Below are 14,867 nucleotides of genomic sequence, written 5' to 3' on the forward strand. Positions count from 1 at the left end.
GGCACTGGTTGAAGTCTGTCTGTGAATATTACTAATTAATTTGGAAAATATTTGTTTAGCCAACTATTTCGAACAGGCTGCCATAAATTTTGAAGATCGGCTTTAATACGAATCATGGGGTTGATAACCTCCTGCTCTTGGTTAAGTTCTCCTGTCTGTACTTTGCTCCTCAGTCCCAAGGCCGGAAACACTTTCAAGTCTCCCTCAGAATTTCGCACACTTATTTTTCCTTGGTCTGTGAGGTTTACGCCCAGGAGGGATTCTAATTCCCGAAGAGCCTTGACCGAACTATCGATAGAGCAACCGCTGGCACCAAGCCCACTTTCATCCACAGCCAGTACCAGAATTTGCTCATTTAGAATGTCAAATGAGGTAGGCATTCCATTGCCATGGGTATTCCAGCCTTCACAAAACCTTTCTAACCGTTTTCTGACAAGTTCGATCTCTTTCTCAGTAAGCTTACGCTCAGACTGATACACCCATACTCTCGAATTCTCTGGTAATTGCTCAAATGGAAGGTACATAGTTTGAAATAATGGTTCAAAGAAAAACCCTTTCTGCATAACGGCAAAAAGGGTCGATTTGATTCAATTACATGGAAGTTAAATACCCATGTCCTTGGCAATCATCTCTGCCAGGTCATAGACTTTGACCTCAGCTTCTCGTTCCTTGTTTTTGACCCCATCGGTCATCATGGTCAGGCAGAAGGGACATCCCACTGCAATCGCCTGAGCCCCGGTAGCCAAAGCCTCTTCGGTTCGTTCGATATTGATGTCTTTTTTTCCTGCTTCCGGCTCTTTAAACATTTGAGCGCCGCCCGCCCCACAGCACAGACCTTTGGTTCGGCATCTTTTCATTTCGACCAACTCTACATCAAGTGCTTTGATGACTTCACGGGGAGCCTCATATACATCATTGGCACGTCCGAGGTAGCAGGAATCATGGAAGGTGATTTTTTTACCTTTAAACTCACCTCCGCCTTGAAGTCGGACTTTTCCTTCGTTGATGAGCTGCTGCAGAAACTGGGAATGGTGGATTACCTCATAATTCCCTCCTAATGCTGGGTATTCGTTTTTGATGGTATTGAAGCAGTGAGGGCAAGCGGTCACGACTTTTTTGACCTCGTAGCCATTCATCACCTGAATATTGGCTACCGCTTGCATCTGGAAAAGAAACTCATTCCCTGCACGTCTGGCAGGATCACCGGTACAAGTCTCTTCAGGCCCAAGCACCGCAAAGCTGACGCCGACTTTATTCAATATTTTTACAAAAGCCTGGGTGACTGCTTTGTAGCGCTCATCAAAAGAGCCGGCGCAACCCACCCAAAAAAGCACTTCGGGAGTTTGGCCATTTGAGGCCATTTCGGCCATTGTGGGAACTTTATAGGTAGACATTTTTTAGATTTTAGACGTTAGACACAAGACGCTAGAGACAAGAAAAAGAGAAGGTATTTCCATCGGATTTCCGTCATCTGGCATCTGACATTTTCTTACTTCATTTCCTCTTCTTTTACTTTATCTGCCCAATTGAATCGGTCAGAAGGACTGAATTTCCAGGGAGAGAAGCTGGTTTCCATGTTTTGGAACATCGCATTCCATTGTGCGGGAGTGCCGGATTCCTCCATGGCCACGTATCGACGAAGCTGAAGAATGATGGATAGCGGGTCGATATTTACCGGGCAGGCTTCCACGCAGGCATTGCAGCTGGTGCAGGCATTGATCTCCTCTTTGGTGATGTAATCTCCCAAGAGGGACTTGCCATCTGCCAACCCAGGGCCACCTGCATCGATACTTTTTCCCACTTCTTCTGCACGGTCACGCACATCCATCATGATTTTTCGGGGAGAAAGTTTTTTGCCAGTCAGATTGGCAGGGCATTCAGATGTACAACGGCCGCACTCAGTGCAGGAGTAGGCATTGAGTACATTGATCCAGCTAAGGTCATTGATATCCTTGGCACCAAATCGTCCGATTTCCGCAGGAGGTTCGGCAGGATTTTCTACAGGGATACCCAGCATCATATTCACTTCATTGGTAACCTCAGGCATATTTTGCATTTCACCCTTTGGCTTCAGATTGGAATACCAAGTATTGGGGAAAGCCAAGAAAATATGCAGGTGCTTAGAATAGGTCACATAAATGGCGAAAGCCAAAATACCTACAATATGAAACCACCAAGCGAATCGCTCGATCGCCACCAAGGCCCCATCAGAAAACCCGTCGAACAATGGCTGCAAAAAGCTGCTGAAAAACAAGGTGCCCAAAGCCACGTAGTGCTCGTCTCCTCTACCAGCCAAGATCTGGTCCGTGGCATTCATTGTCAGAATGGCAAACATCAGGATAATTTCAATGACCAAAATCAGATTGGCATCCATAGCCGGCCATCCTTTGAGTTCAGGCTTGGTGAATCGCTCTACCTTCATCACATTTCTGCGGATCAGAAAAGCCACACAGGAAACCAATACTGCCACTGCGAGGAATTCGAAGATATTAATCGCTAACGTATAGGCTCCTCCCAAAATCGGGGCGAATAGCCGATGAGTACCTAGGATTCCGTCCAGAACAAACTCCAGCACCTCCAGATTGATCACCAAAAATCCCACATAGATTAAAAGGTGTAGGAAGGCCGGAACAATCCGCTTAAACATTTTCTGCTGACCGAATGCTACCAAAAGCATGGTCTTCCAACGGTTTTCGGACTGGTCATTTCGGGTCTCAGCCTTACCGAGCAGGATATTCCTTCGAAGAAATTGAATCCTTTTGCTCAAAATATATCCCGCTACACCTAAAATCAGGAGAAAAGCGAGTTGGGGTAAAATGCTCATATTGATCTGATTAGCTAGTTTTATGAAAATTTGGGCTTATTTTTTTCTGAAAAGGGTTTGTGTGGAATATTCAATTTTCTACCTTTGCAACACTTTAAACGACGGTGATGTAGCTCAGCTGGTAGAGCATCGGACTGAAAATCCGTGAGTCGGTGGTTCGAGTCCACTCATCACCACGGTCCCGATCCCACAAGGATCGGGATTTTTTTTGCCCTTCCCCCACGTTTGCTGCTCGTATCATTCCTTGGTTTTTCATGCCTGCCAAAATATAAAATAGTCTGCATGCATACTATCTTTCAATTTAATTTAAAATGAATCTACTTTTTTTAAGCCAAAATCCATAGATAAGCCTGTCCTTGTAACCTCAGGCTTTCGGAAATGGTTTTTTTGAAAAAAAGCCAAAAAAATCTTCAATCCCCTGTAACTTTTTGTTTGTTACTGCATCATCTTCCCGAATGAAGTCATTTTTCGAAGCGCACATCTGGCCCCTGAGAGGTAGGTTGTATCGGATGGTCTACCTCTGGACCAAAGATCGTGACCTGTCCGAGGACTTGCTTCAAAATGTCTTCGCCAAAACTGTGGAGCGTCAGACGGAACTCCAAGTTCATCCAAATCTCGGTGGCTGGCTGGTCAAGAGCCTAAAAAACGAGACGCTGATGCATTTTCGAAAGACAAACAGGATGACTGGGTTGGAAGGAACAGATGATATCCCTCAGTATGAATCCCACAGTTTGGAAAGTAGAGAACAGCATCAACTGATTTTCGCCTTAGTCGATCAGCTTCCTCAAAAGCAAAAAGAGATCTTTCTGTTACGGGAAGTGGAAGAATTAAGCTACGAAGAGATTTCCCAGCAACTGGAAATCAGCCTGGATCAAGTCAAAATCAACCTGCACCGGGCGAGAAAAAGTGTCCGGGAAAAATTAATCAACCAAGGAATTACCCGATGAAAAGCAGAATCGAAGAGTTAATCGAAAAATATTGGGAAGCAGAAACCAGCCTGGAGGAGGAAAGGGAGCTTAAAGCCCTTCTAAAAGATGCAGAAGGATATGAAGCGGAAAAAGCTCTTTTTGGAATTCTTGAGGATTTCCAAAAAGAAATGCCTCAAAAAGTCAGCATCCCAAGACAACTACGAGGCCGAACCATCCGAATCCAGTGGTTGGGTTGGGCTGCCTCGATCGCGTTGCTGGTCAGTTCGGTCTGGATTTGGCAGGATTATGAGAGACGAAGGCAGGAAGAAATTGCTTATCAGCAAGTCATGGAGGCCTTAGCCTTAATCCAAAATAACCTCTCCAAAGGTCAGGAACAGCTGCAGCCGCTCAATGATCTAAGATACCTAAATACTACGAATCAGCTATTTCAAACAGTGCCTCAAAAATGAAAAAGATAATCATATTGTCCTTATTGGTCTTCGGAGTTGGAATTAATGCTTTCGCTCAAGATGATGCAATCCAACGTTTCTTCTCCAAATACATGGAGGACGAGCGGTTTTCCAGAGTGTACATTTCGCCCAAAATGATGCAGATGGCCGGAGGTTTCCTAAAAAACAATGCAGAAGGAGATAAAGACGCAGAACAACTTGGGGTATTGATCGCAAAAATTAAAGGCATTCGAATCCTTTCGTCCGAGGAAGTGAATGGGAAATCTCTATATACTGAGGCCTTGGGGACATTGACCAGAAACAAGTACGAAGAACTTATGGATGTGCAGGACAAAGGCAGCAGTTTGAAATTTATGATCCGGGAAGAGGGAGGGCTGATTCGCGAACTGACCATGGTTTCCGGAGATACCAAAAGCTTTTCGCTAATCTCCATGCTGGGAAGCTTCACCTACGATGACCTAAATATGCTAGCTGAAAAAACCAATATACCTGGCATGGAACAATACAATAAGGGCTCAAAAGGGCCAAAAGGACCAAAATAGAAACCAACTTCAAAACCATGAAAGCTTATTTCCTTGTAATTTTTATTTGGGTAGCCAACCTCTCTGTGGGTTTCGCCCAGCAGAATCCTTATGAATCCCTCAAGTCCACTCTTGGTGATGATCAAGTGAACCCTTCGGTGCTTTTCCCACTGGAGATGGATGGGGTTAAAATTCTTGAAGCCAAAGTAGATTACCGTTTTCCTTTCGAAGAAGGAAAATCTGACTTGGTCATTTCCATGAATGAGTTTACCTCCATGGAAAGTGCTGTTTTCTTTTTTGAAAAGACAGATAAGATTAAACTCATCGAGGCATTTGATGCTGGTACAGCGGAAGGATTTACGGTTGATTTCGAGAAGAATGGTCCTCAGAACTTCTGCAGGCTAATTTCCAATAAGCAAAATCCTAATGAAGCCTACCTCTTGGTTGGAAATCTAAAGCAGGCCGAATTGCTCAAAATTGTTTATCCCAAGAATTCAAAAAAAATGGTCCAATCCCTTAAAGTCAAACTTGAAAATAGCTTAAACTAAACCACTATGAAAAAACTTATTTTAACCTTGTCCATTTTTGCTTTTGCCTTCGCCGCTCATGCTCAAAGCAAAAGCATCGCCGCACTTAAAGACAAATACAAAACCAATGACGATTTCTTCCACATGGAGTTGGGAGGAAACTTCATGAACTTCGCAGACGGCTTTAAAATCAACATAGACAAAAACGATATGGCGACTATGGCCAAGTCCGTCGAAAAGCTCAATTTCTTCAGTCTTCCCGAAGGCTCTCAGGCCATCGCAGAGTACAGAACCCTTCAGAAAGGATTAGAACGTGAAAATTACGATTTGCTGATGGAGGCATCAGAGGGCAAAAGTGGAGTTTTGATCTACGGAAAAGGAGCCCTTACACTTTCTGATCTTGTGATTTTGGTAGGGGATGAAAAAGAGGGCGATCTGGTTGTAGTAGAATTGAAAGGCAGCTTCACCCAAGAGATGCTGGCCAAGGCAAAAAGCCAGTTAAACTGAAAAATCTGAATGGTAAAGGCCCGGATTTCGGGCCTTTTTTATTGTTTTCTCTTCACTTTTGGAAAAAACTTCATTTTTTTTTAATTCCATACAATCGATTGCGAAAAAGGAATTTGCTAATTTGTTGTAGTGACATGATTTTATAAAATACATTTTTCACAAAATTAAATTTTAATAAGCTCTTAAAAATCCAAACACATCAGCATCTGCTATCGATTGCGAAATGATTTTATATTTTTTATAAAAAATTTACAATTTTATTGATGTTTCAGAAAAAATAAACCTGTTTTTTTGAAACTATTGCAATTATGTTTCCGTTTGGTAACTTTGTATTGTAATTCGAATTGCATCGAAGACCCTGTAGCCCAAAATTTCCCCCAGATGGAACAGTCCATCCTGTGGTTACATCAAATCTCAAAACCTATTTAAACTTCTTTCCTTGGAACTTATCCAAGCCATTATTCAATCATTTATCACAACTTATTAAACCAACTAGAAAAAATGAGAAAATTCATGACCATGCTTTTTGTTGCGGGGATCGCATCAGGAGCGTTTGCTTACAACGACGAAAAGACAGTAGAAATCAGACAGACTGAACCGGCTAAAGTAATGGTGGCTGTGGCAGAGGCGCCACAAGGTACGCTCACCGTTAAAATAACTGACGCTAATAACCAGCTGGTATTAAGAGACCGGATCTTCAAATCTGAGGCTTTCGCCAAAAGATATGACCTTAATGCTCTTCCTGTAGGTCAGTACTCCATAGAGGTTTCTGATTTGAATGGAACCTTGAGAACAGCTACCGTGAACACAGAGGTTAGAACCAGGCCAGAGGTATTTTCTAAGGTGACTGCTCTTGGCGATAACCAATACAGACTTGTGGTAGCAAATCTGAAAGCTCAGGATGTGACTGTACAGATCTTTGACGGAGACAAATTGATCCACACAGAAGTGGTGGATAATCCTCAAGGTCTTCACAAGGTTTACACCATTGACAGACCAGGTTTCCCGGATGCAATCAGCTTCAAGGTTTCAACAGCAACTGGCTTTTCCGCTTACGTAGCTTCCAAATAAGCTAAACCAACTTCAGCTAAACCCCGCTCTGGTTTAACCTTGGCGGGGTTTTATTTTTCAATAAGGTCCCATTTCAGAGTCATCTCAGCGACTCTTTTCCCCAGCCCAAACGCTTTTTTCAAAAAGATTCCATCTATGGATTCTTTGGCAAATGGCCCTTCTCCAGTGATGGCAGAGGCTCCAAAAGCAGCTTCTACTTCCTCGCCACCCATCACAATCATCCCATGGATCAGCATGGACCGAAGTATGTCGATCAGGACACCTTCCTCACCAATAGAAATTCCCCCACCGGTAGAAAATGCCGCCCCAATCTTGTCTTTCAAGGGGCTTCCTTCGAATGGCCAGGAATTGATGAATTCCTGCACAGCTGGAGCCATGTTGGCATTATAAACAGGGGACCCTAGGATAATTGCCGAAGACTCGAGCAAATCCTTTTCTGTAACCTTTTCAATGGATAATAGCCTTGTTTCCACCTCTGAAACCGATTTGGCACCCTTTTCAATTTCCTCTGCCAATCGTTGGGTATTGCCGGACTGAGAATAATAGGCAATGAGTACCACCGGTTGATTTTGTGAGTGGACTTGATGGAGGAGTAGAAAAAAAAGAGAAATCGTCATAAAGCTCTTCATTGCCTACTTAGGGGTCATTTTGGTCACCAACTTCCGAATAATTGAGGGGAAATATTTTCCCAAAAACACGACGACCTTGCCATGACCCGTGAATACCACGATTTTTTTGCGCTTTAAAATGGCTTTTACCATGACTTGGGCTGCTTTCTCGGTGGGCCACATTAGGTTAGCCGGCCGGGGATCGGGTCGATCGGGATGCAAGATGCCAGAATTATCTACCCTGGCAATATTGCTTTCGACAAATCCTGGATGGATGGTGGTGCAGCTTACTCCGCTTCCCGCCAATTCCACCAAAAGTGATTCACCCATATTTTGTATCGCCGCTTTGGAAGCTCCATAAGCAGAAATTCCAGGATTAGGAACGAAGGCGGCCACACTCCCCACCAAAGCTAAACGCCCTTTGGTTTTTCTAAGATGGGGCAGGGCATACTTGCAGGTCATCGCCACACCGGTCACATTTACGGCAAACTGCCGATTCCATTCCAGATCAGACAATTCCTCCATTTTTCCTATGACTCCAAAGCCTGCATTAGCCACTGCAATATCCAATCGCCCAAAATCCTCAATAATTTGATCGACGCATGAGGCAACACTTGGAGTATCCATTACATCACAATAGTAGGCCTTGGCACGTCCACCATATGCTTGAATTTCCCGAACAACTTCTTCGAGCTTTTCCATTTGTCTAGCCGAAACAGCCAGAATACCGCCATGTCTGGCAAATTCCAGGGCCATTGCACGACCCAGCCCGGATGAGGCTCCAGTAATCCAAACTACCTTATCAGCGATATCCATTTTTCTCTTTGATCAAGCTTTCTCCTCAAGGTAATCAATAATAAAAACAAAACCCCAATGAAGAGGCATTGGGGTTTTGTAAGCAGCAAACATAAAGGTTACTTCTTCCAGCTGGCTTTTCCGCCTTTGGCAGAATCTACGGTGATGCTGTAGTTGGAAGCAGAGGACACAATCCAGCGAACTTTCACTGCTCCCATACCGGGGATATTTTCGACGGCCATTTTTTCAGGAGAGGATTTTTGCTCCTTGAATTTTTTCATGTCTTCGTCTTCTACCACAAAACCGGCAACCACCTTGGCTCCAGAGATTGTCACATAATCTGGCCTTTCGATTTTGTATTTCAGGTCTTGGCTCGCATGAGTTGGCATCATACGCTCATTGAAGATGGTTGCTGTGATGGCCTTCAATCCGCCGCCGAGATCTTCTTCCTTCACATCTATCACTGAAAGTTTTGGCGTGTGGTAAGCATGATAAATGGTGAAAGCAGCATTACGATGGGCATCTTGCTCGAGCAAAAATCCCGGATGAGCTCTTCCAAAATTTTTCTTGAAACCACCGATTTCTACCGTGCCAAATTGCGGATGCTTGTACTCTTTCCAGTTGACAAAGGCATCTCCGAAGGTGAGCAATTCATCGACTTTGAGCTGCTCTTCCTGATTTCCTCTCCCTGCTTCTTTATGGAAATACAGGTAAGAAACCATCAGTTCGTTGGTGTAAGTGAAGATGCCTCTGTTGCCATAAAACCAGTCCAATTCTCCACCAAAGACGGAATACAAGTCTTTGTAAACTGTCAGGTAACGATAGCCGGGAATCATTTCTTCGCCCTTTTTTCCAATAGCATCGTAGATCCTAATATCCTCCCGATTGTAGGTGTTAAGGTCTTCTTCTGCACCTGGGCCTCGGAGAATCATCCCTCCCGAGTTGTGGAAGCTTTGAGCTCCGGCGATGTTTGGATGCTTCATTACAAACTCCATCACAGCGCGGTTTTCAGGAAGGGTGAAAGGATACTTCAACGCGCCTCGCTGAATGTAATCCGGTTGCCAGTTCCATCCCCAATCACGGTTTGGATCATAGTAGCCAATCCCATCTTCATTGACCTCACCGTCTCCGTCCACGTCCAAACCTTCCTGACCGAGCATTTCATATTCGCCCACTTGGTCTGGTCCAACTTGCATCAATCTTCTTGGATCAAGAGGGTCTTTGATAAAACGGCCAGTTGGTGATTTGCGGATCATCATCGTGATGTGACCGTCTCCATCGAGGTCATTCATCATGTCTTCTCCGGCTTGTCCGTCCCCATCATTATCCAAAACAAGCATTCCAGAGCGTGGAGTATTGGCATTGTTTGGCTCTTTGAAGAAGTTATTTCGTGCGTCAGGATTGATGGTAGGGGTGATGTAGAAGGTCTTGTCCTTGAGCAATTGCTTGACAAATTCGTTGTCGGCATGCATTTCAGTCAGATACCAAGCCACATAAAGCGAAAACTCTCCACCCTGAATCTCATTGGAGTGAATATTTCCATCAATCCACATAGCAGGCTTATCGGTATCTTTTCCGGTGGAAAAATCCGTGATGGTTAAGGTCAGAATATCTCTTCCTTCTACAGATTTCCCGATCGATTCCACCTTGGCCAAATTAGGATGGGCCGCTACGATTTTTCTCATCCAATCCCAGAGTCCTTCGGCAGTATAATACCTATTCCAAGCGATTTCAACTTTTGGTTTGTGCGGAGTACCAATGGCGCGGAAGAAGTTTTCCTGCTGTGCTTTTACTTCCAAAGACCCCAGACTCAATGCTCCCAAAGCCAGGGCTACAATTATATTTTTTGTATTCATCATCTTCATGGCTTAGAGTTTTACAGTTTGAGTGGCAAATCCGGTATGCGAAGCACCCGCCTTGATGGTCACATTGCCAGTTCCTCTGATGATCCAGCTGAAAGTGGCTTTTTCATAAGCGCCCATGGAGTCCATTAGCTTGATTTTGTCTCCGGAGATCAACTTGTCGGCTGTCGCATCGATATCGATGCGCACTTTTCTCATCCATCGGGATCTTGTTCCCATTTCAGAGTGAGTTGGCAGCGGTGAGTTGTTGTATAAGTCCACCGTAATTCGGGTCAAACCGTTACCCAAAGCTTCGGTTTTTAGATTATGAAACTCCAGTTTGGGCTGCATTGCTGCCAGTTTTAGGATGAAATCTGTATGCTGCTGTGCAATTTCTCCCACTTTTTCAAAAGGAGGATTGACCATCACAAAGGGCTTGATTCCGCCTACTTCCACTTTTTGATTTGGAAAATCAGGGTGCTTCACTTCGGTCCAAGGGACAAAGGAATTCCATCCCAGAGAATCTGCCCAAGCCAGGTAATTGGCTTCGGCGTTCGTTTTACCCTTAAACTCAGGCGTCCAATACCCCGGAGTAGAGAAGCTCAATCGGGCAAAATGGAAATAGGCCCATTGAAAGAAATCTCCATCTGTTCCCTGATTGGTTTGCTGGAAGGCTTTTGGAGTCACCGTTTTGTTATACATCTCAGAAACCATCGCATTGATCGCCTGATCTTTTTCCAAAATGGATGTCACCACCCGCTTGCGGGCATCTGCGGCATTGTACTTGAGGGGTGCACTTAGATTATTGGCTGGGGAAAAAGTGACAAAAGCGAAAATATTCCACTGCTCAAACAGGTAATCCAACAAGGCGCGACTTTCCTTTTGTGAAACGGCAATATCTCCAGCCAAAGGTTCAAACACGGGGAATTTGTAAGTCAGAGACTTATTGAATGCGATGCCTTCTTTTAGATCTTCTGCAAATTTGCCGTCCTTGTCATCGTCTTTGGATTCTTTGAAGACACGGTATTTTCCGGCCTCCCCTTTAGATCGGTCGGCTTTGACCAAGACTCTTTCGTCTTCTTTGGAAACGATCCAATCACCCATAGGATCCTCTACTCGCATCCAGGTAATCAGCCCGTCTCCATTGATATCGGAGTAGCCGTTGTCTCCCGGAGTCCCGTCACGGTCATGGTCTACAGCCACGGCATTTCCCCTACGCTCATACTTCAGTGCCGCATGGTATTGTTCATAGGCGTCCGGAGACATATTGGGAAAAATGTAAAAAGTCGTCGATTCCAAAACCTTGGAATTTTCAGCCACGAGTTTTTCGGCAAACTGAAGGGCCAATTCCACACTGAGGACATGAAATCCTTCCACCCCACCGACAACTGCAATGGCAGGTTTTTGATCTTTGTTTCCGGTGCCGATTTTAAGTACGTGAATGTCCTTCCCTCCTTCGGTTTTGGTGAGGGTTTTCAACTCCACGGAGGCATTGCTGCCTAGCTTTTGGAGTCGCTGAGTGACCTGACTGAGTGTAGGATAGTCGGTTTGGGCAAAGGCATCGCCGCAAATCAGACTTCCCAACAGCAGTCCGGTGAGCAAGAATTTTCTCATAGGGAACTTGTTTTCGGGTTATTTCTGAAGAATTGAATGAAAAATTCAAGGGAAGTTTAGGAAAAAAAGAGCGGAAAATAAGCTGCAGTTTTTCAGTATCCAGAAATTGCACTCAAGCGGAATTGACTTGGGATAAATGGCAAGGCTCAAATCGGAAAATTGGTCATTTACCAAAAATTACCTTATTTCAGAAAACTAAGCAGGTTTCTATGTATCAAAAAGTAGCTTTAGCCATCGCATTTTCCCCAAGAATGGAGGCTCTGATTGCCGAAGCGAGAAGGCTGATCGGGATTTTTCAGGGAGAGCTGGTGCTCATACATGTGGGAGTTAAAACAGATGAGTTAGAATCCAAACTGGATGAAATTCTGAAAAGACACTGCGCTGATTTAAAAAGGATCAAAACTCTCTGGAAAGAAGGCAAACCTGCCAAGACCATCCTCAAAACCTGCGAGGAAGAAAAAGTGGATTTACTCGTCTTGGGAGCCTTGAAAAAAGAAGGCTTGCTTACCTATTACCTTGGCTCTGTGGCCCGAAAAGTGATCCGAAAATCCCCCTGCTCGGTCCTGACCTTGATCGATCCCAGGATAGAAACTACCCGGTTTTCCAAAGTGGTCATCAATGGTACCCAGTTGGAAGTCACTCCCAAGGTGATCGAAAAGGGCCTGAAATTCTGCCAGGTAGAAGGAGCCTCTCAAGTCCATATATTGAACGAAATCAAACTTTATAGCCTTCAGATGGCCACAGCCGGGGAAGGCTCTGAAGATGAGGTTTCCCTGATGAGGAGGAAATTGGTTCAGCAGGAAATCAAGTATGTACAGGAAATTTTAGACGGGTTGGATCAAACCGGTTTGAAGATCAACATTAAAGTCACAGCAGGAAAGTGGGCGGTGGAACTGGTTCGCTATTGTGAGTCTATAGGTGCGGATCTTCTAATCATGGGGGATGAACGGGGGTATTCGTTTATTGATCGCCTGTTTCCTCATGACTTGGAGGAAATCCTTACTGAAATTCCATGTAATCTTCTAATCATCAAGTAGCATGGAAAGCTTAGCCCACAAAGACGTCATCAATCTGCTCTTACAGCTTGCAAGCATGCTGCTTTTGGCAAGGGTATTTGCTGAGATCGCCCAAAAGTTCAAGCAGCCGGCAGTCGTAGGTGAAATCATTGCAGGTATAATTCTGGGCCCAACTATACTGGGAATGATCACTCCTGATTTTTTCGAATTCATGTTCAGTAGTAATCCATCGGCCAATCTAGCCCTTGACGGAATCGTACAGATGGCAGTAATTCTGCTTCTTTTTATTGCCGGTCTCGAAGTTGAACTTCATTTGGTCTGGTCTCAGGGGAAGTCTGCCGTCAGTATTAGTTTGCTTGGATTAATTATCCCCTTTATTCTGGGATTTATTTTCCCGTATTTCTTCCCTGGATTTTTTGGCTTGGCAGAAGGAAGCCAAATGTTGTTTTCCCTATTTATGGGTACTGCCATGTCGATCACCGCCCTCCCGGTGGTAGTCAGGATATTGATGGACATGAACCTATTCAAGACCAAAATGGGTATGGTGATCGTAGCTGGAGCTATGGTAAATGACATCATTGGCTGGTTGATTTTTTCGGTGATTCTGTCATTTATGGGAAAAAGCGGTAATCTGTCTCTGATCAATACCATTGGAATCACGCTACTCTTTACGGTTTTTATGCTTACTGTCGGCAAAGGTCTCCTGAATAGAGTTCTTCCATGGACCAACAAAAAGCTGGCTTGGCCGGGTGGAGTATTGTCCCTTTCCATGGCATTTTGCTTTATGCTTGCAGCTTTTACTGAATGGCTTGGTATCCACGCGATTTTTGGCGCATTCCTTTTCGGAGTGGCCTTAGGGGATTCTGACCACTTGTCTGAAAAGGCCAAGGAGATCATCCATCAGTTTATCAATAATATTTTTGCTCCACTATTTTTTGTCTCTATTGGGCTCAAAATCAACTTCTTCACCAATTTTGACATTTGGCTGGTATTGGCCATCATTGCTATTTCTTTTGCCGGAAAGATCATCGGAAGCGGCTATGGAGCCCTCCGTTCCGGATATGCCAAAATGGACGCTTTGGCGGTTGGTTTTGGTATGAACGCAAGAGGTGCGATGGAGATTATCTTGGGTTTGATTGCTCTTGAAAATGGGCTGATTGATGAAAAGCTATTTGTTGCTCTCGTTGTGATGGCTTTGGTCACTTCCATGACCTCAGGGCCTTTAATGAAATGGGCACTGAAAAGAAAAAAAGAAAGTTTGAATTGAAATTTTAAATTCCTGTTTATGGCCTTTTGAAATGAAGAAAATAGGCTTGGCCAACTGGGGCGTTAAGCTTATTTGCTTCCTAACTTTTCGTTCCAAGTATTCGCTCCAGTGTTTCCGCAACTCCGTCTTCTTTGTGATGTAGGGTGATTTCATTTGCCACGGCTTTGACCTCGGGTCTCGCATTGGCCACAGCCACCCCCCATCCGGCCTTTTGCAAAAGGTCTATGTCATTGTAATTGTCTCCAAAAGCAATTACATCCTCCATACCAAAGTTGAATCTGGATTTAAGCAACACCTCCAGTCCTGTGGCTTTAGAGATTTTCCTGGGAGCGATTTCTATGTAAGTATCTTTGGATCGATATAGGTGAAGATCGTTGCCATGAAGGAGGTGAAGTTCTCCAAAAAGCCAGCTGATATCATTGGAATCGCCCATTACCATGACTTTGTGGGCTCCCGAATTATCTTTGGACCACAAGTTCAACACATCCGGAGTCTGCATCCAAGTGGGTTTTACTTTGGTGTTTTGAATCTCTCTTTTAGACCAGTAATCCTCTTTGGCCTCATACCAGTTTTCTCCCTGAAAAAGGCTCACATGGATATCCGCTTTTTGAGCCCATTCGACTATGGAGTGTACTATCGGCAATGGAATGGTTACCGAATCCAATACATGGCTATTTTCGTCCAAAACGAGTCCTCCATTGTAAGCGACCATGGGTTCGGATGGTCGACCCAGATCCTTCAGGAGGTGCCTCATCGCATCAGGCATCCTCGAACTTGCCAGTATGAGCGGGATTTCTTTTGGCAAGGATTGGATCAAATTTTTTAACCTGGCAGAAAGATCTCTTTCTGAATTGAGCAGGGTACCATCCACATCAGAGCAAATCGCTTTGAAATACAT

At 44.4% G+C, this 14,867-nt stretch carries 16 protein-coding genes and 1 tRNA gene; 9 read left to right on the forward strand and 8 right to left on the reverse strand.

Translation table 11 applies throughout. The annotated features are described in order from the left end of the window. Positions 1-35: 35 nt before the first annotated feature. The 3 genes from DDT91_RS06310 to DDT91_RS06320 all read right to left on the reverse strand — a co-directional run bounded on the left by DDT91_RS06310 (position 36) and on the right by DDT91_RS06320 (position 2,824). The gene (locus DDT91_RS06310; RefSeq protein WP_187175301.1) at positions 36-524 is read right to left on the reverse strand and encodes a hypothetical protein; all 489 of its coding nucleotides are present in this window, start codon (positions 522-524) and stop codon (positions 36-38) included. 78 nt (positions 525-602) lie between these two features. Continuing rightward, the gene (locus DDT91_RS06315) at positions 603-1,394 is read right to left on the reverse strand and encodes a (Fe-S)-binding protein (RefSeq protein ID WP_187175302.1); all 792 of its coding nucleotides are present in this window, start codon (positions 1,392-1,394) and stop codon (positions 603-605) included. A gap of 95 nt (positions 1,395-1,489) precedes the next feature. Further along, positions 1,490-2,824: a 4Fe-4S dicluster domain-containing protein gene (locus tag DDT91_RS06320; protein WP_187175303.1), complete on the reverse strand. Its 1,335-nt coding sequence runs from the start codon at positions 2,822-2,824 to the stop codon at positions 1,490-1,492. Between the two features lie 103 nt (positions 2,825-2,927). Here DDT91_RS06320 and DDT91_RS06325 point away from each other — a divergent pair. From DDT91_RS06325 to DDT91_RS06355, 7 genes are all read left to right on the forward strand, one after another. Next, positions 2,928-3,000 (forward strand) — tRNA-Phe (locus DDT91_RS06325). A gap of 279 nt (positions 3,001-3,279) precedes the next feature. Next, a complete protein-coding gene (locus DDT91_RS06330; RefSeq protein WP_187175304.1) occupies positions 3,280-3,771 on the forward strand; it encodes an RNA polymerase sigma factor in 492 nt (163 codons plus the stop codon). After that, positions 3,768-4,202 carry a hypothetical protein gene (locus DDT91_RS06335; protein WP_187175305.1) on the forward strand — a complete coding sequence of 145 codons (435 nt, stop codon included), beginning with the start codon at positions 3,768-3,770 and terminating at the stop codon, positions 4,200-4,202. The genes DDT91_RS06330 and DDT91_RS06335 overlap by 4 nt, the downstream gene beginning before the upstream one ends. Continuing rightward, a complete protein-coding gene (locus DDT91_RS06340) occupies positions 4,199-4,744 on the forward strand; it encodes a DUF4252 domain-containing protein (protein ID WP_187175306.1) in 546 nt (181 codons plus the stop codon). The genes DDT91_RS06335 and DDT91_RS06340 overlap by 4 nt, the downstream gene beginning before the upstream one ends. A 17-nt stretch (positions 4,745-4,761) precedes the next feature. Continuing rightward, complete coding sequence (locus DDT91_RS06345) at positions 4,762-5,271, forward strand: hypothetical protein (protein WP_187175307.1); 510 nt, start codon at positions 4,762-4,764, stop codon at positions 5,269-5,271. A gap of 6 nt (positions 5,272-5,277) precedes the next feature. After that, positions 5,278-5,757, forward strand: coding sequence for a DUF4252 domain-containing protein (locus DDT91_RS06350; RefSeq protein ID WP_187175308.1), 480 nt, complete (start codon positions 5,278-5,280; stop codon positions 5,755-5,757). Between the two features lie 501 nt (positions 5,758-6,258). Continuing rightward, the gene (locus DDT91_RS06355) at positions 6,259-6,828 is read left to right on the forward strand and encodes a hypothetical protein (RefSeq protein ID WP_187175309.1); all 570 of its coding nucleotides are present in this window, start codon (positions 6,259-6,261) and stop codon (positions 6,826-6,828) included. Positions 6,829-6,878: 50 nt separating this feature from the next. Here the strand turns inward: DDT91_RS06355 and DDT91_RS06360 are convergent, their stop codons facing one another. The 4 genes from DDT91_RS06360 to DDT91_RS06375 all read right to left on the reverse strand — a co-directional run bounded on the left by DDT91_RS06360 (position 6,879) and on the right by DDT91_RS06375 (position 11,686). Continuing rightward, positions 6,879-7,457, reverse strand: coding sequence for a flavodoxin family protein (locus DDT91_RS06360; protein WP_187175310.1), 579 nt, complete (start codon positions 7,455-7,457; stop codon positions 6,879-6,881). Between the two features lie 3 nt (positions 7,458-7,460). Further along, positions 7,461-8,252, reverse strand: a complete 792-nt coding sequence (locus tag DDT91_RS06365) for an SDR family oxidoreductase (protein ID WP_187175311.1) — start codon at positions 8,250-8,252, stop codon at positions 7,461-7,463. Positions 8,253-8,350: 98 nt separating this feature from the next. Continuing rightward, a complete protein-coding gene (locus DDT91_RS06370; protein ID WP_187175414.1) occupies positions 8,351-10,087 on the reverse strand; it encodes a M14 family metallopeptidase in 1,737 nt (578 codons plus the stop codon). A 12-nt stretch (positions 10,088-10,099) separates the two neighbouring features. After that, positions 10,100-11,686 (reverse strand): M14 family metallopeptidase, encoded by a 1,587-nt coding sequence (locus tag DDT91_RS06375; RefSeq protein ID WP_187175312.1) that lies wholly within the window; start codon positions 11,684-11,686, stop codon positions 10,100-10,102. A 209-nt stretch (positions 11,687-11,895) separates the two neighbouring features. Between DDT91_RS06375 and DDT91_RS06380 the strand changes: the two genes are divergently transcribed. After that, the gene (locus DDT91_RS06380; protein WP_187175313.1) at positions 11,896-12,723 is read left to right on the forward strand and encodes a universal stress protein; all 828 of its coding nucleotides are present in this window, start codon (positions 11,896-11,898) and stop codon (positions 12,721-12,723) included. 1 nt (position 12,724) lies between these two features. After that, on the forward strand, positions 12,725-13,969 hold the full coding sequence (locus tag DDT91_RS06385; protein WP_187175314.1) for a cation:proton antiporter: 1,245 nt from the start codon (positions 12,725-12,727) through the stop codon (positions 13,967-13,969). Between the two features lie 79 nt (positions 13,970-14,048). On the opposite strand, the gene DDT91_RS06390 is transcribed toward DDT91_RS06385, so the two are convergent. Continuing rightward, a complete protein-coding gene (locus DDT91_RS06390; protein WP_187175315.1) occupies positions 14,049-14,867 on the reverse strand; it encodes a Cof-type HAD-IIB family hydrolase in 819 nt (272 codons plus the stop codon).

Source organism: Algoriphagus sp. AK58, assembly GCF_014324365.1.
Lineage (GTDB): Bacteria > Bacteroidota > Bacteroidia > Cytophagales > Cyclobacteriaceae > Algoriphagus.

Coding starts and splice junctions, on each gene's coding strand:
- DDT91_RS06310 (WP_187175301.1), bottom strand. CDS start 524: ATGTACCTTCCATTTGAGCAATTACCAGAGAATTCGAGAGTATGGGTG.
- DDT91_RS06315 (WP_187175302.1), bottom strand. CDS start 1,394: ATGTCTACCTATAAAGTTCCCACAATGGCCGAAATGGCCTCAAATGGC.
- DDT91_RS06320 (WP_187175303.1), bottom strand. CDS start 2,824: ATGAGCATTTTACCCCAACTCGCTTTTCTCCTGATTTTAGGTGTAGCG.
- DDT91_RS06330 (WP_187175304.1), top strand. CDS start 3,280: ATGAAGTCATTTTTCGAAGCGCACATCTGGCCCCTGAGAGGTAGGTTG.
- DDT91_RS06335 (WP_187175305.1), top strand. CDS start 3,768: ATGAAAAGCAGAATCGAAGAGTTAATCGAAAAATATTGGGAAGCAGAA.
- DDT91_RS06340 (WP_187175306.1), top strand. CDS start 4,199: ATGAAAAAGATAATCATATTGTCCTTATTGGTCTTCGGAGTTGGAATT.
- DDT91_RS06345 (WP_187175307.1), top strand. CDS start 4,762: ATGAAAGCTTATTTCCTTGTAATTTTTATTTGGGTAGCCAACCTCTCT.
- DDT91_RS06350 (WP_187175308.1), top strand. CDS start 5,278: ATGAAAAAACTTATTTTAACCTTGTCCATTTTTGCTTTTGCCTTCGCC.
- DDT91_RS06355 (WP_187175309.1), top strand. CDS start 6,259: ATGAGAAAATTCATGACCATGCTTTTTGTTGCGGGGATCGCATCAGGA.
- DDT91_RS06360 (WP_187175310.1), bottom strand. CDS start 7,457: ATGAAGAGCTTTATGACGATTTCTCTTTTTTTTCTACTCCTCCATCAA.
- DDT91_RS06365 (WP_187175311.1), bottom strand. CDS start 8,252: ATGGATATCGCTGATAAGGTAGTTTGGATTACTGGAGCCTCATCCGGG.
- DDT91_RS06370 (WP_187175414.1), bottom strand. CDS start 10,087: ATGAATACAAAAAATATAATTGTAGCCCTGGCTTTGGGAGCATTGAGT.
- DDT91_RS06375 (WP_187175312.1), bottom strand. CDS start 11,686: ATGAGAAAATTCTTGCTCACCGGACTGCTGTTGGGAAGTCTGATTTGC.
- DDT91_RS06380 (WP_187175313.1), top strand. CDS start 11,896: ATGTATCAAAAAGTAGCTTTAGCCATCGCATTTTCCCCAAGAATGGAG.
- DDT91_RS06385 (WP_187175314.1), top strand. CDS start 12,725: ATGGAAAGCTTAGCCCACAAAGACGTCATCAATCTGCTCTTACAGCTT.
- DDT91_RS06390 (WP_187175315.1), bottom strand. CDS start 14,867: ATGTATTTCAAAGCGATTTGCTCTGATGTGGATGGTACCCTGCTCAAT.